Origin of the sequence: Companilactobacillus halodurans (genome assembly GCF_009600985.1) — a bacterium.
GTDB classification, from domain to species: Bacteria; Bacillota; Bacilli; order Lactobacillales; family Lactobacillaceae; genus Companilactobacillus; species Companilactobacillus halodurans.
Window position 1 is genome coordinate 69,406 of record NZ_VDFP01000009.1, and the last position, 24,064, is coordinate 93,469.

At 36.8% G+C, this 24,064-nt stretch carries 23 protein-coding genes; 11 read left to right on the plus strand and 12 right to left on the minus strand.

The window, feature by feature from the left end:
- The first annotated feature begins 5 nt into the window (after positions 1–5).
- The gene (locus FHL06_RS06040; protein ID WP_153385329.1) at positions 6–2,252 is read left to right on the plus strand and encodes an HAD-IC family P-type ATPase; all 2,247 of its coding nucleotides are present in this window, start codon (positions 6–8) and stop codon (positions 2,250–2,252) included.
- A gap of 125 nt (positions 2,253–2,377) precedes the next feature.
- On the opposite strand, the gene fba is transcribed toward FHL06_RS06040, so the two are convergent.
- Positions 2,378–3,247 carry a class II fructose-1,6-bisphosphate aldolase gene (gene fba / locus FHL06_RS06045; RefSeq protein ID WP_153385330.1) on the minus strand — a complete coding sequence of 290 codons (870 nt, stop codon included), beginning with the start codon at positions 3,245–3,247 and terminating at the stop codon, positions 2,378–2,380.
- A gap of 408 nt (positions 3,248–3,655) precedes the next feature.
- Between fba and wecB the strand changes: the two genes are divergently transcribed.
- The gene (gene wecB / locus FHL06_RS06050; RefSeq protein WP_153385331.1) at positions 3,656–4,798 is read left to right on the plus strand and encodes a non-hydrolyzing UDP-N-acetylglucosamine 2-epimerase; all 1,143 of its coding nucleotides are present in this window, start codon (positions 3,656–3,658) and stop codon (positions 4,796–4,798) included.
- Between the two features lie 20 nt (positions 4,799–4,818).
- On the opposite strand, the gene FHL06_RS06055 is transcribed toward wecB, so the two are convergent.
- Complete coding sequence (locus tag FHL06_RS06055; protein ID WP_153385332.1) at positions 4,819–5,280, minus strand: GtrA family protein; 462 nt, start codon at positions 5,278–5,280, stop codon at positions 4,819–4,821.
- A gap of 2 nt (positions 5,281–5,282) precedes the next feature.
- Positions 5,283–5,738 carry a flavodoxin gene (locus tag FHL06_RS06060; protein WP_153385333.1) on the minus strand — a complete coding sequence of 152 codons (456 nt, stop codon included), beginning with the start codon at positions 5,736–5,738 and terminating at the stop codon, positions 5,283–5,285.
- Positions 5,739–5,870: 132 nt separating this feature from the next.
- Between FHL06_RS06060 and map the strand changes: the two genes are divergently transcribed.
- The 3 genes from map to galU are packed head-to-tail and all read left to right on the plus strand — an operon-like array spanning position 5,871 to position 8,557.
- The gene (map, locus tag FHL06_RS06065) at positions 5,871–6,665 is read left to right on the plus strand and encodes a type I methionyl aminopeptidase (protein WP_162000278.1); all 795 of its coding nucleotides are present in this window, start codon (positions 5,871–5,873) and stop codon (positions 6,663–6,665) included.
- Between the two features lie 14 nt (positions 6,666–6,679).
- On the plus strand, positions 6,680–7,636 hold the full coding sequence (locus tag FHL06_RS06070; RefSeq protein WP_153385334.1) for a YihY/virulence factor BrkB family protein: 957 nt from the start codon (positions 6,680–6,682) through the stop codon (positions 7,634–7,636).
- Between the two features lie 3 nt (positions 7,637–7,639).
- Positions 7,640–8,557, plus strand: a complete 918-nt coding sequence (gene galU, locus FHL06_RS06075; protein ID WP_153385335.1) for a UTP--glucose-1-phosphate uridylyltransferase GalU — start codon at positions 7,640–7,642, stop codon at positions 8,555–8,557.
- Here galU and FHL06_RS06080 read toward each other — a convergent pair whose 3' ends face one another.
- Complete coding sequence (locus FHL06_RS06080) at positions 8,558–8,842, minus strand: hypothetical protein (RefSeq protein WP_153385336.1); 285 nt, start codon at positions 8,840–8,842, stop codon at positions 8,558–8,560.
- A gap of 95 nt (positions 8,843–8,937) precedes the next feature.
- Here FHL06_RS06080 and FHL06_RS06085 point away from each other — a divergent pair, with 95 nt between their 5' ends.
- Genes FHL06_RS06085 through FHL06_RS06095 form a run of 3 tightly spaced genes read left to right on the plus strand, consistent with a single transcriptional unit; the run spans position 8,938 to position 12,485 of the window.
- A complete protein-coding gene (locus FHL06_RS06085) occupies positions 8,938–10,092 on the plus strand; it encodes a thiolase family protein (RefSeq protein ID WP_153385337.1) in 1,155 nt (384 codons plus the stop codon).
- On the plus strand, positions 10,089–11,327 hold the full coding sequence (locus tag FHL06_RS06090) for a hydroxymethylglutaryl-CoA reductase, degradative (protein WP_153385338.1): 1,239 nt from the start codon (positions 10,089–10,091) through the stop codon (positions 11,325–11,327). The genes FHL06_RS06085 and FHL06_RS06090 overlap by 4 nt, the downstream gene beginning before the upstream one ends.
- Positions 11,328–11,330: 3 nt before the next feature.
- Positions 11,331–12,485, plus strand: coding sequence for a hydroxymethylglutaryl-CoA synthase (locus FHL06_RS06095; RefSeq protein ID WP_153385339.1), 1,155 nt, complete (start codon positions 11,331–11,333; stop codon positions 12,483–12,485).
- Between the two features lie 986 nt (positions 12,486–13,471).
- Here the strand turns inward: FHL06_RS06095 and FHL06_RS06100 are convergent.
- The 3 genes from FHL06_RS06100 to FHL06_RS06110 all read right to left on the minus strand — a co-directional run bounded on the left by FHL06_RS06100 (position 13,472) and on the right by FHL06_RS06110 (position 16,310).
- Positions 13,472–14,272, minus strand: coding sequence for an SLAP domain-containing protein (locus tag FHL06_RS06100; RefSeq protein WP_153385340.1), 801 nt, complete (start codon positions 14,270–14,272; stop codon positions 13,472–13,474).
- Between the two features lie 181 nt (positions 14,273–14,453).
- Positions 14,454–14,927: a nucleoside 2-deoxyribosyltransferase gene (locus tag FHL06_RS06105; protein WP_153385341.1), complete on the minus strand. Its 474-nt coding sequence runs from the start codon at positions 14,925–14,927 to the stop codon at positions 14,454–14,456.
- A 351-nt stretch (positions 14,928–15,278) separates the two neighbouring features.
- Positions 15,279–16,310, minus strand: a complete 1,032-nt coding sequence (locus FHL06_RS06110) for a branched-chain amino acid aminotransferase (RefSeq protein WP_153385342.1) — start codon at positions 16,308–16,310, stop codon at positions 15,279–15,281.
- Between the two features lie 189 nt (positions 16,311–16,499).
- On the opposite strand from FHL06_RS06110, the gene FHL06_RS06115 reads away from it, so the two are divergent.
- The gene (locus tag FHL06_RS06115) at positions 16,500–17,360 is read left to right on the plus strand and encodes an alpha/beta hydrolase (RefSeq protein ID WP_153385343.1); all 861 of its coding nucleotides are present in this window, start codon (positions 16,500–16,502) and stop codon (positions 17,358–17,360) included.
- Positions 17,361–17,391: 31 nt separating this feature from the next.
- Here the strand turns inward: FHL06_RS06115 and FHL06_RS06120 are convergent, their stop codons facing one another.
- The 5 genes from FHL06_RS06120 to FHL06_RS06140 all read right to left on the minus strand — a co-directional run bounded on the left by FHL06_RS06120 (position 17,392) and on the right by FHL06_RS06140 (position 21,814).
- Positions 17,392–17,742: a DUF1516 family protein gene (locus tag FHL06_RS06120; protein WP_153385344.1), complete on the minus strand. Its 351-nt coding sequence runs from the start codon at positions 17,740–17,742 to the stop codon at positions 17,392–17,394.
- A gap of 115 nt (positions 17,743–17,857) precedes the next feature.
- On the minus strand, positions 17,858–18,085 hold the full coding sequence (locus FHL06_RS06125; protein ID WP_238333971.1) for an SHOCT domain-containing protein: 228 nt from the start codon (positions 18,083–18,085) through the stop codon (positions 17,858–17,860).
- A gap of 107 nt (positions 18,086–18,192) precedes the next feature.
- Positions 18,193–19,188, minus strand: coding sequence for a LacI family DNA-binding transcriptional regulator (locus FHL06_RS06130; protein ID WP_192917953.1), 996 nt, complete (start codon positions 19,186–19,188; stop codon positions 18,193–18,195).
- Positions 19,185–20,630, minus strand: coding sequence for a UDP-glucose--hexose-1-phosphate uridylyltransferase (locus FHL06_RS06135; RefSeq protein WP_153385346.1), 1,446 nt, complete (start codon positions 20,628–20,630; stop codon positions 19,185–19,187). The genes FHL06_RS06130 and FHL06_RS06135 overlap by 4 nt, the downstream gene beginning before the upstream one ends.
- Positions 20,630–21,814: a galactokinase gene (locus FHL06_RS06140; RefSeq protein WP_153385347.1), complete on the minus strand. Its 1,185-nt coding sequence runs from the start codon at positions 21,812–21,814 to the stop codon at positions 20,630–20,632. The genes FHL06_RS06135 and FHL06_RS06140 overlap by 1 nt, the downstream gene beginning before the upstream one ends.
- A gap of 148 nt (positions 21,815–21,962) precedes the next feature.
- Between FHL06_RS06140 and FHL06_RS06145 the strand changes: the two genes are divergently transcribed.
- Both FHL06_RS06145 and FHL06_RS06150 read left to right on the plus strand, forming a co-directional pair.
- Complete coding sequence (locus FHL06_RS06145) at positions 21,963–22,829, plus strand: DegV family protein (protein WP_153385348.1); 867 nt, start codon at positions 21,963–21,965, stop codon at positions 22,827–22,829.
- Positions 22,819–23,916 (plus strand): enolase C-terminal domain-like protein, encoded by a 1,098-nt coding sequence (locus FHL06_RS06150; protein ID WP_153385349.1) that lies wholly within the window; start codon positions 22,819–22,821, stop codon positions 23,914–23,916. Before FHL06_RS06145 ends, FHL06_RS06150 begins: the two co-directional genes overlap by 11 nt.
- Positions 23,917–24,064: the final 148 nt, after the last annotated feature.

Consider the following 24,064-nt stretch of genomic DNA (forward strand, 5'->3'; position numbering starts at 1 on the left):
TAATCATGAAAGAAAAATATGGTCTTACTACACAAGATGTAACAAAAATCAGACAAGAGAGCGGTTTTAATGAGACTCCAAAAATCAAAAAAACTTTTCTCAGTTTGATTGGCAAACGTTTGATTGGACCGATTCCTTATATTATCGAGTTGGCTTTAATCATTGAATTGTTATTAGGCAACTACATTCAGGTTGGATTTATCTTTGCTTTACTCTTGTTTTCAGCAATTGATGGGGCGATTCAAGAGAATCGAGCTGCTCAATCCATTGGGGAGTTAGATTCGAAATTGATTGCTTATACAAGTGTCTTTCGAGATGGCAAATGGCAAAAGATTTCTAGTCGTGAGTTGGTTCCAGATGATTTAATACACTTGTCGGTAGGATCAATAGTTCCCGCAGACTGTAAAATAGTCGCGGGAACTATTTTGGTTAATCAGGCAGTTGTAACCGGTGAAACCAGCGCTATTACGAAAATTGAAGGCGATGGGCTGTATTCTGGGTCGACTGTGATTGAAGGCAGCGCTGATGTTTTAGTTCAGAAGATTGGCAAAGAAAGCAGTCTTGGCAAAACTACTGAATTAGTGAGAACCAATGAAGCTCCTGGTAGATTGGAGAATTTGCTGTTTACGGTGGTTAAATATTTAGCCTATCTAGATATCGTTTTAGCGGTAATCTTAACTATTGCAGCTCTAGTTCGTCAGACTCCGTTTCTAACATTATTGCCATTTTTGGTAATCTTGTTTGTCGCTACGATTCCAATCTCTATGCCATCAAGTTTTGCCGTGGCTAATTCTTTGGAAGCAGGTATCTTATCTAAAAAGGGTATTCTAGTCAGTGGTTTAACTGGAATTCAAGAAGCCGGGTCAATGGATGTCCTATTGATGGATAAAACTGGGACCATCACTAAAAATGAACCTAGATTAGATAATTTGATAAGTTTAAATGGGGTAGCTGAGTCATATTTATTGCAGTATGCTTTAGCAACTGTCAAAACTAGCAGCGTTAATCCCTTAGACCAAGCTATTTTAAAAGCTGCCAAAGACAAAAATATTTCTAAATTAATTGTTAAAGAACAAGTTTCCTTTGATCCAAAATTAAAGGGGGCTAAGGCGGTTCTTAAAAATGGCGATGAAGTCTTTTTGGGTTCACCGGTTAAAGGTGATTTAGATGATAAAGCTTTAAGGCAAATTGAAAAGCAAGCTTCGTTGGGATTACAAGTCTTAGTCTTAGCAGTCAATCAAGAAGTAATCGGATTATTGACATTTAAGGATCAAGTAAAGGATGATATGCCACAAACGATTGCTGCATTAAAAGAGCAAGGCGTAAGAATCCTAATGGTAACTGGCGATACAGCATCTACAGCAAGTGCAATTGCTAAAAATGTTGGTTTGAGTAAACCAATTGGAACCGTTAATGATGCTTTAAATAATCCCTTAGAGTTTGATGGTTTTGCTAATGTTTATCCAAAGGATAAATTCAAAATCGTTAAGTCTTTGCAAAATCAAGGTCATGTCGTCGGGATGACTGGCGATGGTATCAATGATGCTCCAGCATTAAAACAAGCGGATGTCGGAATAGCAATTGATTCAGCTACCGATATTTCTAAAATGGCAGCCAGAATCATTTTAACGGCACCATCTTTAATGGGAATCACGGAATTAGTTGAATCAGGGCATCGAGTATATCAGCGAATGATGACTTGGTTGATTACAAAACTAGCACGAACAGCTCAGTTAGCTTTGTTGCTAACTTGTGGATATCTGTTTACTAATTTCTTCCCAGTCTCATTAAATATCATTGTCTTTATAGTCATTTTTAATGATTGCGTAACTTTAACTCTAGGGACTGATCGAGTCAGGACCAAGAGATTACCAGAAAATTGGAATTTGAAAAATCTAACTAAAATATCGGCTATTTATACGATTGGTTGGTTATTGTTAGGCTTTCTGATTTTATGGTATACATTAAATTACACCGTTTTAAATCATGGTCAGATTAGCGGCTTACTCTTTGCTTACTTGATTTATTCGGCAATGGGGATGATTCTATCCACTAGAACTAGAAATCATTTCTGGAGCATTAAAACTAGCAAAGCAGTTGGGACAGTTATTTTGATTAATTTTATTCTTTCAACTTTGATTAGTATCTTCTTCTTGAAGGTAGGAGCAATCGATATTTTGGTTGTCTTCTTGATTAGTTGTTTGATGTTTTTAATATTAGATTGGCTAAAAGTTTTGTATTATCAAAAATGAAAAAAAGCATCTCTTTGAGGAGTAAACAGTTATTCTGTAAACTCTAAAGGGATGCTTTTTTAGTTGAAATAGGGTACAAAAAAAGACGAGATGTAATCTCGTCTTTTAAATTATCAATTAAATAATTATTTAACTGAAGGTGTACCGAACCACTTGATACGTTCGATTGTTGTATCAGTAATTGCCTTTGTACCAGGTGCAAGCAACTTACGTGGGTCATAACCCTTAGCATCAACATCTTGGTCTTTGCCGGCTTCGATGTATTCGCGTGTTGCTTTAGCGAAAGCAAGTTGTAATTCAGTATTAACGTTAACTTTTGAGATACCCATTGAGATAGCCTTAACGATTTGTTCCTTAGGGATACCTGAACCACCGTGAAGTACAAGTGGTGTTGAGATTTCAGCAGCTAATTCTTGTAGACGATCAAAGCTCAAACCTTTCCAGTTGTCAGGGTAAACACCGTGAATGTTACCAATACCAACAGCAAGGTAGTCAACGCCTGTAGAAGCAAGTGTCTTAGCTTCTTCAACATCAGCTAGTTCACCAAGACCAGTAATACCATCTTCAGTACCACCGATTGAACCAACTTCAGCTTCAACAGACATACCCTTAGCGTGAGCTAATTTAACGATTTCCTTTGTCTTTTCAAGGTTTTCGTCGAATGGTAAGTCGTGGCCATCAAACATAACAGAGTTGTAACCAACTTCGATACATTCCTTAGCAGCTTCGTAGTTACCGTGATCCAAGTGCATTACAACTGGAACTGTAATACCCATTGATTTGATTGTGTCTTGTACAAGGTGTAGACATAGTTCGTAACCACCCATGTACTTAGCAGCACCCATTGATGTTTGAACCAAGATAGGTGTATTTATTTCTTGAGCAGCAGCTAAAATGCCACGTGTCCATTCCAAGTCGTTGATGTTAAAAGCACCAACAGCATATTTGCCTTTGCGGGCGTCATTGAAAATTTCGTTACCGTTTGTTAAAACCATCGATAATCCTCCAAAAATTTCATTCATTATTTGAATACATTAGTAATTTTAACTCAAAGTTAGTAAAATTAATACTCATTTTTAACAATCAATTTCAGTAAGCGCTTTACTTAAAATGAAAATATGCGTAAAACGCTATCAAATAAAGAATTATCAAAAAAAGAAGTGCTATCCACCAATATTTTCGCCCCTTTGCTTTGATTACAGTGTTGTAAATTGCCAAAACGGCAAAAAAAGCAATCAATGTTGTTAAAATACTTAATATAATTAGTATCGTTAGATTTATCATAATAAACTATTATAACCATACCTTTTCAGAAAATAATAGATATCCTCAAGAGGCTTTATCTACCTATAATATTAATCGCATCTTTGATATACTGTAACTAATTTATTGAGGTGATAATTTTGGATAAAATTAAAGTTATGACAGTTTTTGGTACTAGACCAGAAGCAATCAAAATGGCTCCATTAGTTTTGAAATTAAAACAAAATAGTGACCGTTTTGAGACTGTTACCGTAGTTACGGCCCAACATCGTGAGATGCTTGACTCGGTTCTTGAAATCTTCAAGATCACGCCCGACTATGATTTGAATATTATGAAAGAACGCCAAACTTTGAGTGGCATTACTGGTTTGGTCTTAAAAGAACTCGATAGTATTATCGAAAAAGAAAAGCCTGACATCGTCTTAGTTCATGGCGATACGACGACGACTTTCAGTGCTGCCTTGTCGGCATTCTACCATCAAACAAGTATTGGCCACGTCGAAGCTGGTTTAAGGACTTGGAATAAGTATTCACCATGGCCAGAAGAAATGAACCGTCAAATGACTGACGATTTAACGGATCTTTATTTTGCTCCAACAAACGAGAGTAAAGCTAATTTGTTGAAGGAAAATCACAAGGGCGAAAATATTTTTGTGACTGGGAATACAGCTATTGACGCTTTGAAGAGTACAGTTCACAAGGATTATCACCACGATATCTTGGATGTGATCGATCCGGATAAGAAAATGATTTTGATTACAATGCACCGTCGCGAAAACCAAGGCGAACCAATGAAACAAGTTTTCAATGCTATGAAAAAGGTTGTTGCTAAACACGATGATATTGAGTTAGTTTATCCAGTCCACTTGAATCCGGTCGTTCAACAGACTGCTAAGGATATTCTAGGTGGCATCGATCGAATTCATTTGATTGATCCATTAGATGTTGTTGATTTCCACAACTTAGCATCAAGAAGCTACTTTATCATGACTGATTCTGGTGGCGTTCAAGAAGAAGCTCCTTCACTTGGCAAGCCAGTTCTAGTATTGCGTGATACGACTGAACGTCCTGAGGGCGTTGAAGCTGGTACTTTGAAGTTAGTTGGAACTGATGCAAATGTCGTTGAAAAAGAAATGACTAATTTGATTACTAATAAAGAAGAGTATGACCGCATGGCTAACGCTAAGAATCCTTATGGCGATGGTCAAGCTTCTGATCGTATCCTCGATTCAATCAGCTATTACTTTAAACAAACCAAGAACCGTCCAAATGAATTTAAATAACAAAAAAGCCGCAATGAAAATTAAATTTCATTGCGACTTTTTCTTTTATCTCGTAAAGCTCTAAATCGTTCAATTAAATGACGATTATTATAATTGAAAATCAATTTTGATGAGAAATAATTGAAGAGTCCGACGATAACTTGGTCGATAGCTTTAATAATTAAGTTGTTCCAAGGGAAGATAAAGACAGCAACAATCATGAAAATATCATCAAAGACCAACGAAAAGATGCGTGACACCAAAAAAGCAATTCCTTCTTGAAAAACTTTTTTTAAATCACCCATCTCTGATTTGAAGACGTAACGTTTGGTGACGAAAAATGAAAAGAAATTAGAGATGAACCAAGCGACGGTGTTGGCTATCCAGAGTGTAATGTGTAAATCATTGTGCGATAAGTCAAAAATTACGATATTAATTAGCGATGCTAAAAAGCCAAAGAAACAATATACCCCAAAATTACGATATTTTTTTATAAAGTCCATGTTTAAAGATCCATTTCTCGTGCCTTTTTATAGATTTCATCGGCAAAATTATCGAGATGATCAATATCGTCTTGTTCAGGGTCTAATTCTACTCGAACAGGTTCTGATCCTCTCGTAGCACCAACGTCATCAAAGACTTTTCCAAATTCATCGACGGCACGACAAAAATCTTCGTAAAAGGTATCTCCAGAGCCACAAACTCCATATACTTTTCCAGAAAGATCTAAATCTTTCATGTCGTCATAGAAATCTAGTGCTTCATCGGGGACAATTCCTTGGTCATAAGTGTAACTAGCAACGATGCAGATATCAGAATCTTCGAAGTCTGCTGCATCAGTTTGAGAAACTTCACTCATATCAACGTCGCAACCTAATTTTTCAAACTTCTCGGTCAAGACGTATGCGATATCTTCATCATTTCCAGTAATACTGGCGAATACTATTTTTACTTTTGTCATAATTTATTTGTCGCCTCATTTTTTTATATCTTGAAATATTATAGCAAAAATTAATATGACCAGCTATCTAAATCCAAAACTACTAGAATGTTATAATGAAATTAACTTTTTTTGAAGGGACATGTTTATAAAGTGATTACATTAAAATCAGCAAGAGAAATCGAAGGAATGAGAAAGTCTGGAGAGTTACTTGCTAACACACATATTGGTTTGCGTGATATTATCAAACCAGGAATTTCCTCAATGGAAATTGAAAATTTTGCGAACGACTATATCGAATCCCACGGTGGTCGTCCATCAGAAAAAGGCTTTGAAGGTTACAAATATGCTACTTGCGTCTGCGTCAATGATGAAGTTGCCCATGGAATTCCTCGCAAGAACTTGATTCTAAAGAGCGGCGATGTTTTAAAAGTTGATATGACCGTTAATTTGAATGGCTATGAAAGTGATTCTTGCTGGACTTATGCAGTTGGTGAACTTTCAGATGAAGACAAGAAATTGATGGATGTTACGAAAAAAGCTTTGTACTTAGGAATCGACCAAGCTGTAATCGGCAATCGTTTAGGCGATATCGGTTATGCAATCCAACACTATGTTGAAGACGAGAATCACATGGGAGACGTTCGCGACTTGATTGGTCATGGAATTCAACCCACAATGCACGAAGCTCCAAATGTCCCTCACTACGGTGAACCTGGTCAAGGACTCCGCTTGCGTGAAGGCATGACAATTACGATTGAACCAATGGTCAACTTAGGAACTTGGGAAATTAAGGACAAGTTTGTCAAAGCTGACGGTTGGGAATACTTTGTTTCTGCCGACGGAACTGATTCCGCTCAATACGAACACACAATTGCCATTACCAAAGACGGTCCTAAAATTTTGACTTCACAAGATCCAGAATACGATGCAAAATACTTACTATAAAAATGGTGTAAATCATGGAAGATAATAAACAACAGGTGCCACTATTTAAACAAAATTTATCTAAAAAAAAGAAATTTGTTGAACTAGCTAAATATGTTACCCAAGCAATGAGCGATTCTAATGTCACTATGGCTTCAAAAGCAATCACATATTATATCCTGTTGTCACTCTTTCCAGCAGTCATTGTCGTTGGAAACTTTATTCCATTATTACATTTGGATAAACCAACGGTAATAGAATATATTGGTTTTATTTTACCTGATGACCTACACCACTATTTGTTGCCGACGATTACAAAAGTTTTGTCCAATTCTAATACGGGCGTCTTGTCAGTTGGTATTATTGTCGCTTTATGGGCGATTTCTCGTGGATTGAACATTGTGCAAATGACGATGAATGAAGCCTATGGATTAGATGTTGATAATCTTTTTACCAATCAAACCCTTGTGAACTTTATTATCCGTAGGGGACTAGCTTTTTTTATGACGTTAATGTTATTGTTAATTGGTGTGGCAGCCATCGTAACGTTTACATTTGGGCAGGCCTTTTTGCACTGGCTGATGCCGTTGCTTAACATTGATCCACATTTTGTAGACATCTTTGTGACGTGGAAATGGCCGCTAGCTATTGTTATAATGTTTTTGATCGTTTTTGCTTTATTTTATTTTTTGCCGAATATTCATTTGAAATTGAAACACATAATTACTGGTACGGTCATTACTAGCGTTGGTCTTCTAGGTTTATCGCAATTATTTTCTTATTATTTAAAATATTTTGGATCAGCTTGGAATAACTATGGCACGATTGGAGCAATTATTGTATTTTTATTATGGATGAATATGTCAGTGACAATCTTTTTATTTGGAAATGCCGTAAACGTCGGTTTTGCTGAAGCTTACGAAGGACCATTTTTGAGAAAGAATACTGGCCGATTAACTAGTTATTTGCAGTCGCAAGAAAAAGGAGAGTAATCAATGAAAGTCAGAAAAGCAATTATACCAGCTGCGGGATTAGGAACAAGATTCTTGCCAGCTACTAAGGCCTTGGCAAAGGAAATGTTGCCAATCGTTGATAAGCCAACGATTCAATTTATTGTGGAAGAAGCTAAGGCTTCAGGTATTGAGGATATTTTGATAATCACTGGTAAAAATAAGCGTTCAATCGAAGATCACTTCGATTCTGTACCAGAATTGGAACAAAATCTTGAATCAAAGAATAAAACGGCTCTATTAAAGGTTGTTCAAGATACAACTAATTTAGGAGTTAACTTGTATTACAGCCGTCAAGCACATCCAAATGGGTTAGGCGATGCTGTTGCTCAAGCCAAGTCATTTATCGCTGGTGAACCATTTATCGTTATGCTAGGTGATGATTTGATGAAAGATAAAGTTCCATTGACAAAACAATTGATTAATGACTATGAAAAGACTCATGCTTCAACAATTGCTGTTATGCAAGTACCTGAAAGAGACGTTTCAAAATATGGCGTTATCGATCCTGAAGGCGAAAATGAACCTGGATTGTACAATGTTAAGAAATTTGTTGAAAAGCCTAAGATGGAAGATGCTCCAAGCAATTTAGCTATTATCGGACGTTACTTGTTAACACCAGAGATTTTTGATTTATTGGACACTCAAAAACCTGGTGCTGGTAACGAAATCCAATTAACTGATGCCATCGATCGTATGAATAAGACTCAACGTGTCTTTGCACATGAATTCAAAGGTGAAAGATTCGATGTCGGCAATAAGTTCGGTTACGTTAAGACTAATATTGAATATGGACTAACGCATCCAGAAGTTAAGGATGAATTGAAACCTTATATTCTTGAACTTTCTAAAAAAATTCAAGCAGAAAAAAAGACGACTGGAAATACTAAGTCATCTAAATAATTAACCAAGTAGTAGACAGTCATCACTAACTCTGAATCCGAAGAGTTGTTGGTGGCTGTTTTTATTATCGTAAAAAATCGGCATTTCATATAATTCTTTTTTATTGAGCAATAAGAGAAATTCCCAGTTTTTCAAAGCATGTCTGTTATCAGAAGTTTTCAAGATAATCTCGTCATTTGCGACTTCGAGGTCGACAACAGCCAACTTTTGGTCATTTTTTTCAATAAAAATTCGATTATTTTTCTTGAAATCATTTAACAATAAGATTAAATCAATAGTACGCATAAGAAAATTCTCCGTTTTTTTATTTGTTTTTGTTTGCTAATTAAATTATTATTAAAGCTTAAGGATATTCTACCAAGTTTGAAGGGAAATGAATTATGGATCCAATTGTAATCATAGATGCAAAACGAACAGCTATTGGCAAATTCAGAGGTCAATTTGCTAATTTAACAGCCGTTCAATTAGGAACTAAATTAGTTGCCAAACTTTTAAAAAATAATCACGTTGACCCCAAAATCGTTGATCAATTCATTTTTGGAAATGTTTATCAAAGCGGTTTGGGTCAAAATAGTGCTCGTCAAATTGCTTTAAATGTCGGCGGCCGAGTAGATTCAACAGCCATGACGGTAAATCAAGTTTGCGGTTCAGGTATGAAAGCCATTTATGAAGGCGTCTCAGCTATCACGATGGGCAATGCTGAAATTGTCGTTTCAGGTGGCGTTGAAAGTATGTCAAATGCTCCATTTTATGCTCCAAGAATTGGTAAAATGGAAGCTGAAGAAAAGCTATCCGATACTTTGTTCAATGATGGCTTGAACGATGCTTTCAACCATTTGCCAATGGGAATGACAGCTGAAAACGTTGCTAAGAAGTATCATATCACTCGAGAACAACAGGACCAATTTGCCTTTCAATCGCATCAAAAAGCTTATCGCGCTAAAGAAAAATTAGCTAAAGAAATTATTCCAATTGAAGTGGATGAAACAAGCGTGACGACTGATCAGTCAGTTAGACCAACGACAACTTTGGAACAGATGGGGCAATTACGAACTGTCTTTGAAAAACATGGTACAGTAACAGCAGGTAATTCTTCGCCAATCAATGATGGAGCTGCTGCCGTTATTTTGATGCGTGCAAGTCGTGCTAAGGAATTAGGTTTAACTTATGTTGCTGAAATTACTGGCTATACTGAAGTAGGTATCGACCCAAACTATATGGGCTACGCACCTTATTATGCAATCAAAAAATATTTCGATCGTTACAAAACTGATTTAGATGATTACGATTTATTTGAAGTCAATGAAGCTTTTGCAGCTCAAGCAGTGGCTGTTAGTCGAGATTTAAAGATTCCCGAAGATAAGTTAAATATTTATGGTGGTGCGATTGCTTTAGGACACCCCTTAGGTGCCACAGGAAGTCGAATGATTGCCACTTTGATAAACTCTTTACAACAGGAAGAAAAGCAAACTGGCCTTGCTTCATTATGTATTGGTGGAGGTATGGCTATGGCAATGGGTATTAAATTAGTATGAAAATTTACCAAATGACCGATGAAGAACGAATTAAATTATTATTGGATAGCGGTTATCTGACTGCTGCTCAAGCTAAAGAATTAGAAGAACGTAAAACTATTTCTAAAGATTTAGCCGATAGTTTGAGCGAGAACCAAATTGGCAGTTTTAGTTTGCCATATGGTTTTGCAACGGACTTCTTGATCAATGGGAAAAATTTTTTAGTACCGATGGTCACTGAAGAACCATCAGTTGTGGCGGCAGCTTCAAATGGCGCTAAACGCATTAAGCACAGTGGGGGGTTCAAGACTTTTCCAAGTTCTCGAATTATTTATGGACAAATAGTTTTGGAAAACCTCACTCAAGAAGCTAATGAAAAATTGGAAGCAGCTGATTCTGAAATTTTTGCGTTTGCCCAACAAGCTCATCCAAGTTTACTCAAACGTGGCGGTGGCGTCGTATCGATGCATTTTAACCACTATCAGGATTTTACTGAGGTGGAATTAGGAATTAACACGGTTGATGCGATGGGGGCTAATTTAGTCAATACTATTTTGGAGAAGACAGCTCATAAAATATCAACTTTGATTTCAGGGGATGTTTTATGCAGCATCTTATCTAATAGTGGTCAAGGACAAGTCATTACTGTTGAAGCAAAAGTTAATTTTGAAGATTTGGCAACTAAAAAAATGACTGGTTCTGAGGTGGCTTCAAGAATCGTTAAATTATCCAAGTTTGCCCAACAGTCCGTTAAACGTGCTGTTACGCACAATAAGGGTATCATGAATGGTGTCGATGCGGTTTTGTTAGCAACCGGCAATGATTTTAGAGCTCAAGAAGCAGCAGCCCACAGTTTTGCTTTTGAATCAGGGCAATATCAGCCCTTTAGCCAGTGGCGAATTGAATCGAATCAATTGATAGGAACTTTGAAGATGCCAGTAGAATTAGGCAGCGTCGGCGGAGCTATAAGAGCTTTACCAATGGCACAATTGAGCTTAGCTATTATGAAGATTACTAGCAGTAAAGAACTTCAATGCGTTGTTTCTTCGGTTGGTTTAGCTAATAATCTTTCAGCCTTACGTGCTTTAGTGACAACTGGGATTCAAGCTGGGCACATGAGTTTACAAAGTAAATCTTTGGCAATTTCTGCTGGAGCAATTGGACAAGAAATTGACCAAGTGTCGAAGAAATTGAATCAAACAAAAGATTATTCATTGCAGAATGCACAAAATATTTTATTGGAGTTGAGAAAATAAATTATGGATATAGGTATTGATAAAATAGGTTTTTATGTTCCTAAAGATTATATAGATATTGTTGAATTAGCCGAAGCACGTGACGTCGATCCTAATAAATATACGATTGGAATCGGTCAAGACAAACAGGCGGTCCCTCAACCTTATGAAGATGCTGTTACTTTGGCTGCCAGTGCGGCTGATAAAATTTTGACGGATGAAGACAGAGAAAAAATTGGTCTCTTTATTGTCGGAACCGAAAGCAGTGTTGATGAATCTAAATCAACGGCTGCCTTTTTAAGCAATTTGTTGGAATTACCTGAAGACATTCGTTCATACGAAATTAAGCAGGCTTGTTACGGTGCTACTGCTGGATTGCAATCAGCTTATGATTTTATCAACGGCAATCCTGATAAGAAAGCTCTTGTCATTGCAACAGATATTGCTCGCTATGGTATCAATACTCCTGGTGAAGTAACGCAAGGTGCTGGTGCTGTCGCCATGATAATCAGTCAAAATCCTCGGGTTTTGAAATTTGACCACAAGTCAGTTTATATGACAAGAAATGTCGGTGATTTCTGGCGTCCAACCTTCTCCAAGACTGCTTTTGCTCGTGGCAAATTCTCCAATGAAGTCTACGTTGACTTCTTTACGACCCTTTGGAGAAAGTATCGTGCACAATATGATGCAACTGCTGAAGATTTCTCAACAATGTTGTTCCATATTCCTTATACGAAAATGGGAACTAAGGCTTTGAGAACGCTTGAAGGCAATGTTCCCGATGATAAATATGAAGAATTGACAAAACATTATCAAGAGAGTATCAAATTCAGTCGGGCCGTTGGTAATTTGTATACTGGCTCACTATATTTAGGATTATTGTCATACTTAGTCAATGGTGCTCAAGAAAATGAAAAGATATTGATGTTTAGCTACGGTTCAGGTGCTGTTGGGGAATTGTTCAGTGCTGAAATACAACCAGGTTTTGAAAGCGTGATTGATAAAGCTGCCATTGAAGATGAGTTGGCAAATCGTCAAAAAATCAGTATCGAAGATTATGAGAAAATCTACCAAGTCGAATATGAAGATGGTGCAAGCATTGATGCTGAAGAGGTTGACACTAAGTTTTATCTCAGTGGCATTAGAGAAAATGAACGTTTATATAAAGTGAAGAGATAAATATTGTAAACGCTTACTTAAGGTGTTATATTAAAGACGTGGTAAAGATGGAATGTCAAGAACTGTAGCCCTAAAAGATTTTGATTCAGAAAGTTTTATCGTTTCTAGGAGATGGTAGGATTAGTAGAAAGCAAAAGAAAATTAAGATTACAGCTCAACGGCATTTTAGGAGCTAGCGATAATAGTTAACATAAGATCGACTTATAAATATTATTTAGTCGCACAAGATCAATACATGGTTCGCTAGGATCCTTTAGTTGAACAAATAAGAAAAGATTCATACATAGTAAGATATGTTTCAAGTAGTAAGATTCATTTAATTAGATTCATTTGAGTTTAGATTTATTTTAACGTTGATGAAACTGCAGTAAATTTCATCTTACCACTTATATCTAGCTAGGGGCTCTCAATAAGGAGAGTCCTTTTTTAGTGCCAAAAAAGCTTGATATATAGGTATTTGTTTAGAAGAAAAAATTTAAGCAAAATCAGATAGTTTAAAATTGTCAGCGGTTACAAAACGTGCTATATTAAAGATGTGGTAAAGATGAAGTGTCAGGAACTGTAGCCCTAGAAGATTTTGATTCAGAAAGTTTTATCAGACTGTTAGTATCAGACTATGAGTAAGATAGAATCAGTATAAGCAAATGAAAGTTAGAGTCAGTACAGTTCAACGACATTTTTGAAACTAGTGCCAAAAGTTAACATAAGATCGACCTAAAAAGTAGTCGCGCAAACTCATTACGTGTTGCACTAGGATTCATTAGTTGAACAAATATCCGTAACAGGATCGTAAGAATGTTTTTTTAAGTAGTAAGATTCATTTAAAGTTAATGAAACTGCAGTAAATTTCATCTTGCCACTTGTAAAAAAAGGGCCTCCACGTGGTGGAGGTTCTTTTTTTAGTTCTAATAAATAGATTATTAATTTAAGAAACAAAAAAGCTGAATCCCTCACAGATTCAGCCTTTATTTATCTCTATTTGATTTTTAACTTAAAACTTGAACAGTAACGTTTTGACGACCAAATTGAAGTGCTTGCGAGTTAGGCATAGCGACATCTAATTGATTTGGATTGCTGTAAGCAAAAAGTCCAGTATCATTTACAACGCGATCGTAAACATTGCCATTACTATCAGTAATTCTTAAATGTGTTCCCTTAGGGAATTTGGAAAGGTTAGCAGCAACGCCGCTGTAACCCATATTTGAACCTAGAACAACAGGATCATATGCCGTAGCTGACATTGTCAAAGTTTCTTTAACATTATCATCTGACATGTATTTTCCATTGATCCATTGACTCATACCAACGTCATACCATGTATTGCCACTGTTATCAGTCTTACTTGCGTAAACGTGTAATTCCATACCTCCTGAAACTGTGGAACCAGTAAAGGTACCATTTGGAGAGTCATAAAGATTTACACCACCATTAGCTTTTACATACATATTTTTATCTAAAGTTATAGTAGGAGCACTTGTTGAAATATCATTTGAGCTTACCCATTCGTTAGCACCAACTTGATAGTAAGTGGTTGAATCAATTGTGACTGTGCCACTGTAAGCCCAAGCTGATTTGCTAGCTAGGCCACGTCCAAGTTTAGTAATTTGACCGTTGTTTGTTGGTGAACCGTAAAGCAAAGCTACATTTGTGTTTGTAACATAAACAACACCACTAGTAGTTGAACTTGAAACTGTTGCAGCGTCGGCAGTTTGTGCTTGAGCACCAACCCCAATCAATGCAAGTGTTGAAACTGTGAATAGTGACGCTACAAAATTTTTGATCTTCATTATAAGATGATCCCCCGTAAAAAATATATGTTTTGTTTACTAATTTTCTCAACGGAAGTAATCATATAACGTCTAGACCACGAAATGTTGAATATCATCCAACTGTAAATGAGTTATAACTTAACTGTAAAGTTAGTGTAATTTAACTGAAACATTACTTTATCAAATTATTAAAAATAATTTATTGGTATTTCTTAATTCCTTCAAGCATGTCGTCAACATTATTGACCATAAGACCGTTCATTTTGATTAAGCCAATCGTGTAATTATTGATATATGCAAAAGGATTTTCCCCAATTGTCTTTACAGCTTCAAGCTTTTCGGGATTATTAAATCCATGTTGACGTAAGTCGGTATAAACTCCGATAACAGGGATGTCCTTGCCGAAAGCTAATCCTATTTCGGAAGCCACTCCATCATCCATTGTGTCGCCATCAAGAATTGCGACTACTAAATCAGAAGAAAGAAGTTCCTTGTTATCTTCTTGGGCAATTTTGATTGAGTCAGCGTAATTCATTTTGTCGTTGATATCACCATTTTCTTGGGGTAGATAGACGTCGATTGAGCTGTCCATCTTTCTAATCTTATCGACTACGAATTCGTTAAACATCCGGTCTGCTAATGCAAATAAACCATTGGCAAAATAAATTTTCATTTAAAAATCCCTCTTTCTTTTATTTGTTCTATGATATTTTATCATGGTTGTTTGGGGATTTGGGGGTATGGGTTAAGTTAAAAGCGAAACTTCTTTATGATATGAAGAAATTAAAGTTTAAGAATTTAAAATTTAAAAATTAAAACATTAAAACATCAAAACATGAAAAAACCAAACCTCTCATTTTTGATTGGTTTGGTTTTTATGTTTTATTTGCTAAGTATGCTGAAACGAGCTGCGACAGGGCAACCCATTCCGGTTAAGCCTATTTCACAAATCACTCGCAAAGTGCGGCGAGCAATTCGTGAAATTGTCTTAATCCTCGTGGGCTGGGCGCCCTGTCTCCGCTCTCTATTGTACTTGTTGGATCCATCCTTCTGGTGCTTCTACAGTACCGAATTGGATTCCTGTTAATGTATCATACAATTTCTTAGTAACGGGTCCTACTTCTGTTTCACTATAGAATACGTGTAGGTTGCCGTTGTGTTCTAGGCCTCCGATTGGGGAGATTACGGCTGCGGTTCCACAGGCTCCGGCTTCTTTGAAGCGGTCTAGTTGGTCAACGTAGACGTCTCCTTCTTCTGCTCCCATGCCTAGTCGGTTCTTGGCTAGCCAAAGTAGTGAGTACTTAGTGATACTTGGTAGGATTGAAGGTGATTTTGGCGTTACGAAGACGTTGTCTTTAGTAATTCCAAAGAAGTTGGCTGATCCTACTTCTTCAATCTTCTTGTGTTCGATTGGGTCTAGGTAAACACAGTCGGCAAATCCGTTGTCGTGAGCTTTTTCTCCTGGGTAGAGGCTGGCGGCGTAATTTCCACCGACTTTACTTTGACCAGTACCTTTGTGAGCTGCACGGTCATATTGTGATGTCGTGAAGTTGACTGGTGTTAGGCCACCTTTGAAGTAATTGCCAACGGGCATGGCAAAAATCGTAAAGATATATTCTGGTGCGGCGTGGACACCGATTTGTTCACCAGTACCGATAATCAAAGGACGGATATAAAGTGTGGCTCCATTTCCATATGGGGGTACAAAGTCAGCATTTGCTTTAACAACTGATTTTACTGCCTCGACAAATTTATCTTCTGGGAAAACAGGCATCAAGAGTCTTTCACATGAGTCCTTCAAACGTTTAGCATTGCGATCGGGACGGAACAATTGAATGTGGCCGTCCGGTGTACGATAAGCTTTCATACCTTCAAAAGCTGCTTGACCGTAGTGCAAGACTGGGGAAGCCTCGCTGATGTGAAGAGTACTATCTTCTGTTAGTCCAGCGTCTTGCCATTTACCATCTTTCCAATGAGCAAGAAAACGATAAGGTAAGTCCATGTAATTGAAACCAAGATTGTTCCAATCAATTTTTTTTGCATCTGCTTTTGCCATATTTTATATCTCCTTTGTTAAATTAAATTTAATAAATTAAAAGATTATTAAATTTATTAGACTTATCATAATTAATGAACCTCAGAGTGTCAATGGCTAATATTAAAAAAATTTTAAAAGAGGGCCTTTTTTAAGTAAATGTCACGCTAAGTAGATACAATATGGATAAATAATAGGCGAGGGAAAAACATGCGAAATCCTAAAAAGAAACAAAAATTAGTTGCAGTTCTGATTACTTTTTTGGTAGTGGTTGGTGCTTTATATGGTTGCAGTCAAAAAAATCAAACGAGCACTGAGACAAAATTTGTTCAAAACTCGACGCCAACATTATTTTTCCATGGTTATGGCAGCAGTTTTAATGCTGAAACTCACATGACAGAAGCCGTTAAAAAGGCTGGTGTGACGAGAAAAATCATCAGAGTTAACGTTAGTTCCAATGGCTACGTTAAAATTATTGGCTCGATTTCTAATAAAGCAATTAATCCCATTATTGAAGTTAATTTTGATAATAATAAAATGACTAATTATCATACGCAAGGCGAGTGGGTAAAAAATGTTATCAAAGCATTGCAAAAAGAATATAAATTCAAGCAAATAAACTTGGTTGGGCATTCAATGGGGAACATGGCAATCAACTTTTACATTTTGGATAATGCTGGCAAAAAAGATTTTCCAAAGATTAACAAAATCGTTGATATTGCCGGTCATTACAATGGCCTTTTGGGAGTTAACGATAAAGTAAACAGAATGAAACTTTCGGAAAATGGCAAGCCTGATAAAATGACTAAGGCTTATCGAGAACTATTGAAATTACGTAAGATTTATCCAACCAATATTGATGTTTTAAATATTTATGGTGACAAGAACGATGGAACTCATTCTGATGGACGAGTCAGCAATGCCTCAACTAAGTCGTTAAAATATTTAGTCAAAACTAGAGCACATTCGTATCGTGAAGAGAAAATCGTTGGCAAGATGGCTCAACATAGTAAACTCCATGAAAATAAGCAAGTGGATAAACTTTTGATTAATTTCTTGTGGAAAAAATAAAAAATCTCAACCAATTTAGGTCGAGATTTTTTTATACGAATGGATACCAGCCGGCTAAGGCAAATCCCAGTAAAGCGGTGACTAAGCAAAAGATGATTACTGCCCAGATTAGTGAATTGCTGATATTTTTTTGTGATTTGCGCGCAAAGGCAATTTCAGTTAAAGCAATGAAGATGATAGCGATAATAATTTTGACTACCAATAACGTTGGCTTAAAGGCCCAAGCCCTGATAGCTAATCTGATACCAGTGACGATGATGACAATGTAGCCAACACGTGTGATCATTTCATAGATTTTTGTATGCGATTTGGTAAATAATGCTAAAAGAATCATAATCGCCATCACAATCCATGTAATTAAGTGAATCCATAACCAAACCATTAATAATTTCCCCCTCTTGTATAGTTACTATCGTAACATTGAGGGGAAATGTTGAGACAAATTTAAAAAGCAGCGACGATAATCTTAAATCTGATTATCATCGCTGCTTTATTGATTAACTATTTAAATTATCTTTTCTCTTACGATAATCGTCATCACTGACATTTCCTTTAGCATACTCTTGATCAAGCGTTTCTAAGGCTGTGTTCTTATGATGATTTCCTCGATTAACAAAATAAACTACGGCAAGGATTATTAGTAAAATAGCAATGCCATATGTCCACATGCCACCGCCCATTCCACCGAAAAATCCTAATCCGGAGCATCCTGAGTAACCCATCATATTCGCCATCTCCTTTAACTACTTTCTAAAGCATATTATAAAGTGAGATAAATCTCGTATCAATCCAACTGCTCACAGTACTTTTTGAAAAAATTTTATTGATAATTTTATTGATAAATAGTACTTTGCCGAAAAATCAACTTAGTTGCTAAGTCGATTCTTTTAGCGACGTGTCTTGGGTCGGTCAAAAGATTTTGCATTAAGTCAACAGCAGCACTGCCCATTTGAGTAGTCGCAACATCAACGGAACTTAATTCAGGATTGACTAAACTAGCAAGGGAAGTATTATTGAAACTAAAAACTTGAACTCGTTTGGGAACGTCGATTTTATGTTCTTGAAGAGCTTTTAACGCACCGGCTGCCATTGGGTCATTTGAAATAAAAAATGCGTGTGGCAGCTTTTTTTGAAGGATTGCGTAAGACATTTGTTCATAGCCAGATTGTTTAGTGAAATCGCCTTTGAAACACAATTCAGAATCAAATAACTGATATTTGTCGAGAGCCTTTTTGAAACTGTTATAGCGAAAATCAGGAATAACTCGTAATTTGTCGGTTGAGAGTTCCTCGCCATAAATCAAACCGATATCTTGAATGTTTTGTTGCACGAAGAAATCGACAACTTGTTTAATACCGTATCGAAAATCGGTCAAAATCGTATCGAAACCATTAGGAAATTGGTCATCATCGATAAAGACTAAATTACGAGAAATTTCTTTTAATTGACCAACTTGTTCTGTACTAAATTTTCCCACTGCAATGATGCCATCGATGTCTTTAGGAATTTTGGACAATTCATTGTGAAAAATCCGCATGACATCAAAGCCATATTTAGGAGCCTGTTGCTCAATACCTTCACGAATCGTCATGTAGTAGAGGTCATCTTCTTCTTTAGACTCGGAATACCACTGAACTAAAGCAATGTGTTTTTGGAAACGGGCATTGGGATGATTGGCCTTTTGGTAATTTAATCCCGTGGCAATTTTCAAAATGTTGGTTCTGGTTTCAGCAGTCACTGATAGGGTCAAATCATTATTGAGCACTCGTGAGACCGTGGCTGGTGAAACATGGGCTCTTTGTGCGATATCACGAAGAGTGGCCATCAGTCTAGACTTCCAATAAACTTATCAAAGGCTTTTTGCCCCTGATCGTTCCATTTGAAGACACCAGCATCCTCAAGCACTCTGGAAAAGACGAGACCAGTTTCTTTGAAAATAATGTCAGAAACATTGTCGTCAGTAAAATCATACTTAGTTTTTAGTTGATCAGCCCAAGTTTTGTGGTAATCAGCCATCTTATTAGGTTGACCCAAAACGTAGCGCTCGACTTCCTTTAATTCATCTTTTAAACGAGCTGGTAAAATTGCTCGACCCATGACTTCAATCAAACCAATATTTTCTTTTTTGATATGTTGAACGTCCTTGTGGGGATGGAAGATTCCATCAGGATACTTGTCAGAAGTTTGATTGTCACGCAATACAATATCTAAGACATAGTCTTCACCCTTACGATAAGCAATTGGCGTTACAGTGTGATGACGAGTTTCATTAGTATAAGCTCTCACATCGACAGATTCATCAGAATAATTCATCCAGTGATTATGAATCAAAGTGGCTGCTCTGACTAATTGTTCAGGATTTTTACTTGTTAGACGAATAGTCGACATTGGCCATTTGACGATACCAGCTTGAACATCCCTAACCGGAACTTCAATTTCTCGGTCGATGCCAGCTTTCATCATTGGAAAGTTGTGACGTCCACCTTGATAGTGGTCGTGACTGAGCATTGAGCCGCCAACAATAGGTAAATCAGCATTGCTGCCCACGAAGTATTGAGGAAAGATTCGCGTAATTTCTAATAAATTAGTGAAAGCATGTTGGTCGATAATCATTGGCTGGTGAATTTTGTTGAGAAAAATTGCATGTTCACTGAAATAAGCATAAGGCGAATATTGGAAGCCCCAAGTTTGACCGCCAAGAGTCAATCTGATGACCCGATGATTAGTTCTAGCAGGGTAGCCTAGACGACCCAAATAGCCTTCATTCTCTAAGCAAAGCTGACATTTAGGATAGCCAGTTTGAGCTTTTTTACCAGCCGCTGCAATTGCCTTAGGATCTTTTTCTGGTTTTGACAAGTTGATGGTGATTTCCAAATTGCCATAATCAGTTTTGACATCATAGGAAATATTTTTTGCGATAGCTTTAGTTTTAATGTAGTCATTATTTTGACTCATCTGATAAAAGTAATTTGTGGCGCTTTCGGGACTTTTTTGATAGAGATTCCAAAACTTTTGATTAACGCGGGCAGGCGTTGGTGTTAGAAAATCCATTAATTGGTCATTGAGGATTTCTTTAGCCGTTTGATTGTCAGCAATTTTTTCATTTTTGATAGCTGTTTGAATCAAAGCTGTTTTTAAATCGTCATTTTCTTGATGATTGTCATCACCGACTAAAGCGCAAACTCGATTGTAAAGATAGATACGGTCGAGTTCTTGGTAATCGTTGTCGCCAGCAATTATTTGATCGACAAATTTATCGACACAAGACATTATTTTTCCACCTCGGAGATTTTTAGTTCGCTAGGACCATCTGAGATCTCAGCAATATAGAAGTCAGCTGCATAGCCGACTTTATCCTTGTAAATTTTACCAACATTTTCCTTGAAGTTGTCAACTTGGTCTTTTTCAACAAAGGCAATAGCACAGCCACCAAAGCCGGCACCGACCATTCTAGCTCCAAGGACACCAGGTTGTTGCCAGGCAGCTTCAACTAAACTATCCAATTCGACGCCTGTTACTTCGTAGTCATAGTGGAGTGAAATATGTGATGCATTGACTAATTTGCCAAACTCAACCAAATTGTTGTCCTGCAAGTATTTAACAGCTTTTAGAGTCCGTTGATTTTCGAAGACAGCATGACGGGCGCGACGAAGCAAAGTAGCGTCGTTAATCAGATAAGTGTTGCGGTCGAATTCGTCAATCGACAAATCGCCTAATGACTTGATGTCAAGTTTCTTTTGCAAGAGAGCTAGTGCTTGTTCGCATTCGCTGCGACGTTCGTTATATTTGGAATCAGTCAAAGCACGTTGCTTGTTGGTATTCATGATGACAATTACATGGTCGCCCAATTCAACTGGGGCATATTGATATTTCATAGTGTTGGTATCAAGCAAAGTAGCTTGATCTTTTTTGCCCATACCGATAGCAAATTCATCCATGATTCCGGAATTTACACCGATATAATTGTTTTCGTTTTGTTGCCCCATTTTGACGATGTCAAGTTGGTCGATGCCAAGATTGAAGACGTCGTTTAAAATATTGCCCATCAATAATTCGATTGAAGCTGATGATGAAAGTCCAGCTCCATCAGGTAGATTTCCATGAATATAAAGATTGAAGCCATGATCAATCTTGTAGCCAGCTTTAACAATTAAATAAATCATTCCTTTTAGATAATTTGCCCAATCATCAGCTTTGTCGTATTCAAGTTTATCAAGTGACACGTTAATGATGCCTTTGTCAGGAATATTTTCAGAGTACATTTGGATAGTTTGGTCAGATCTGTTTCCAAAAGCTGCGTAAGTTCCTAAACTGATGGCACAAGGGAAGACGTTGCCGCCATTATAGTCAGTGTGTTCACCAATCAAATTGATTCTGCCAGGTGAGAAAAATAATTTTTCTGCTGGTTTATTAAATGTATTTTCGTATCCTGTTAAAATTTTACTAGTATCCATAATCATTCTCCCATTTTTACTAAATATTTACTTAACAAAATGATATCGCTTTCTAGCTTTTAAAACAAGGTTTAGAGATTTAAAATTACCTATATAATGTTATCATTATATGCATAGATACATGCAACGGAAAAACGAGGAGAAATCTATGAAAATTGCAGTTGTAACTGATACAGCATCGTACTTAACACCGGAGCAAATCAAAAAGTATAATATAACGGTTTTACCCATTACGGTTATTTTGGGTAATAAGCAATATAAAGAGACTGAAGAATTAACTGATGAAGAATTTTATGATTACTTACGAAATGAATCAGAATTGCCAACGACTTCGCAAGTATCGATGGGTCAAATCCAAGAAGCCTACGATCGTTTAGTTGACGAAGGCTACGATACGATTATCTCAATTCACTTATCACTAGGAATCACTTCATTCATGGATAATTTACGAATGTTCGTTAAAACTTATGATAAAGCCAAGGTTTATCCATTCGATTCCATGGCTGCAAGCGCTGCTGAAGCTGACTTAGTCATGTTAGCCGGTTCTTTAGCTCAAAAAAATGTTGATCCAGAAGAAATCGTTGCTAAATTAAAAGACCTTCGTGATTCGACTGATATTTACTTTGCTGTTAACGACTTGAAGCATTTGAGTCGGACTGGTCGTTTGAGCAATCGTTCAGCGATTATCGGCAGTTTGCTCGATGTCAAACCGCTCTTGACCTTTAAAGATGGTAAAATTTATGCCATTGCTAAAGAAAGAACGATGCACCGAGCTTTTCGGATGATTTCACTCGAAATTCAAAAATACGAAGAAGCACATCCTGATTTCAAGTTGCATATCACAGTCGTGGACTCTAATAATCGTGAAATGCTGGCTAAATGGTCGAGTGATTTCACAGCTGCCTTTCCTGAAGCAAGAGTTTCTACAAGTCACTTAGGACCAGCTATCAGTGTCCACACTGGTGAAAAAACGATGGGTGTCGTCTGGGATAAGGACTTTATGGATGAAAACTAGAATAATGATTTACGTCGATGACGTTGATATGAGCGTGGAATTTTGGACGGATGAGTTTGGCGCCAAAGTGGTTGCTAGACAGACTCTAAACGGCGGATACCAAAATGTAATCGTGGGAATTTCTCAGGAAGTGGAATTATCCATTTTTCCTAAGGATTACATTCGAATCTATTCGCCCGAAGTATCTGAGACTGTTCCTTCATTAGTGTTCGTGTCAGATGATTTCGATAGATTGCATGATGAATTAATCAGTGCTGGAGAAATTACGGAAGTTAATGGTGCTTTGACCTTTAATTTTCAAGATCCTGAAGGCAATTATTTTGTCGTCGTAATGGGTTTGACTTTACGAACTTTGGAAAATGACACGATTGTCAGTGTTTTGAGTTTCGAAAAGACTGTGTCAGAAACAAAGCGGATTTTAAAAAAGGGATACCATCATATTAAATATAAAGTGGTCAATAATCCTGATGAAATTGACCGGATTATACAATTGGCTGATATTATTCCGGATGACGTTTCAATAAGAATTGACCCTAATCAAAGTCTAAATTATTTTCAAACTATGGAAATGATCAATGCTTTAGATGAATCCACTTTAAATGTTGAGTTTATTGAGCAGCCGGTGAAGAGTATCAATTATGAAGATATGAAACGGATCAGTCGACAGACAAAAATTCCAATCATTGCTGATGAATCAGTCTTCAATTTAGAAGATGCTAAACGAATCATCGAGAATCATTATGGTTCAGCAATCAATATCAAATTGATTAAGAGTGGGGGACCCTTGGAAGTAATCGAGTTGGCCACTTTTGCTAAACGTCATGACGTTGATTGTCTGTTTGGTTGTACCATTGAAGCCAATATTTCTATGACGATGTCAGCATATTTGAGTGCGGGCTTGTCAAACGTTAAATATATTGATTTAGATGGTCTTGATTACATTGCTGACTCGCCATTTATTGGTGGTATTAAAGATGATCATGGACAAATTATGATACCGAAGCAAGATAATGGCTTAGGAATTAGTTTGTTGCCAAATGAAGCCTTGAAATATATCTCTGACTTTATCAATAATTATGAAGTATAAAAAAATCTCAAATCACTTTTGTGAAGTGAACCCTCCTAGTTGGAGTAATCCAACGGGAGGGTTTTCTTTGTTTTCAAAAGATATTAAATTGGCTTGTATAACAGATGTTAATAATGGGTTGCCTATTGTACAAGCTATGAAAAAATAT

What these genes read in the sequence shown, in the direction of transcription:
- FHL06_RS06040 (WP_153385329.1), top strand. Translation starts at nt 6, where the DNA reads ATGAAAGAAAAATATGGTCTTACTACACAAGATGTAACAAAAATCAGA.
- fba (WP_153385330.1), bottom strand. Translation starts at nt 3,247, where the DNA reads ATGGTTTTAACAAACGGTAACGAAATTTTCAATGACGCCCGCAAAGGC.
- FHL06_RS06055 (WP_153385332.1), bottom strand. Translation starts at nt 5,280, where the DNA reads ATGGACTTTATAAAAAAATATCGTAATTTTGGGGTATATTGTTTCTTT.
- FHL06_RS06060 (WP_153385333.1), bottom strand. Translation starts at nt 5,738, where the DNA reads ATGACAAAAGTAAAAATAGTATTCGCCAGTATTACTGGAAATGATGAA.
- FHL06_RS06070 (WP_153385334.1), top strand. Translation starts at nt 6,680, where the DNA reads ATGGAAGATAATAAACAACAGGTGCCACTATTTAAACAAAATTTATCT.
- galU (WP_153385335.1), top strand. Translation starts at nt 7,640, where the DNA reads ATGAAAGTCAGAAAAGCAATTATACCAGCTGCGGGATTAGGAACAAGA.
- FHL06_RS06080 (WP_153385336.1), bottom strand. Translation starts at nt 8,842, where the DNA reads ATGCGTACTATTGATTTAATCTTATTGTTAAATGATTTCAAGAAAAAT.
- FHL06_RS06085 (WP_153385337.1), top strand. Translation starts at nt 8,938, where the DNA reads ATGGATCCAATTGTAATCATAGATGCAAAACGAACAGCTATTGGCAAA.
- FHL06_RS06090 (WP_153385338.1), top strand. Translation starts at nt 10,089, where the DNA reads ATGAAAATTTACCAAATGACCGATGAAGAACGAATTAAATTATTATTG.
- FHL06_RS06095 (WP_153385339.1), top strand. Translation starts at nt 11,331, where the DNA reads ATGGATATAGGTATTGATAAAATAGGTTTTTATGTTCCTAAAGATTAT.
- FHL06_RS06100 (WP_153385340.1), bottom strand. Translation starts at nt 14,272, where the DNA reads ATGAAGATCAAAAATTTTGTAGCGTCACTATTCACAGTTTCAACACTT.
- FHL06_RS06105 (WP_153385341.1), bottom strand. Translation starts at nt 14,927, where the DNA reads ATGAAAATTTATTTTGCCAATGGTTTATTTGCATTAGCAGACCGGATG.
- FHL06_RS06110 (WP_153385342.1), bottom strand. Translation starts at nt 16,310, where the DNA reads ATGGCAAAAGCAGATGCAAAAAAAATTGATTGGAACAATCTTGGTTTC.
- FHL06_RS06115 (WP_153385343.1), top strand. Translation starts at nt 16,500, where the DNA reads ATGCGAAATCCTAAAAAGAAACAAAAATTAGTTGCAGTTCTGATTACT.
- FHL06_RS06120 (WP_153385344.1), bottom strand. Translation starts at nt 17,742, where the DNA reads ATGGTTTGGTTATGGATTCACTTAATTACATGGATTGTGATGGCGATT.
- FHL06_RS06125 (WP_238333971.1), bottom strand. Translation starts at nt 18,085, where the DNA reads ATGATGGGTTACTCAGGATGCTCCGGATTAGGATTTTTCGGTGGAATG.
- FHL06_RS06135 (WP_153385346.1), bottom strand. Translation starts at nt 20,630, where the DNA reads ATGTCTTGTGTCGATAAATTTGTCGATCAAATAATTGCTGGCGACAAC.
- FHL06_RS06140 (WP_153385347.1), bottom strand. Translation starts at nt 21,814, where the DNA reads ATGGATACTAGTAAAATTTTAACAGGATACGAAAATACATTTAATAAA.
- FHL06_RS06145 (WP_153385348.1), top strand. Translation starts at nt 21,963, where the DNA reads ATGAAAATTGCAGTTGTAACTGATACAGCATCGTACTTAACACCGGAG.
- FHL06_RS06150 (WP_153385349.1), top strand. Translation starts at nt 22,819, where the DNA reads ATGAAAACTAGAATAATGATTTACGTCGATGACGTTGATATGAGCGTG.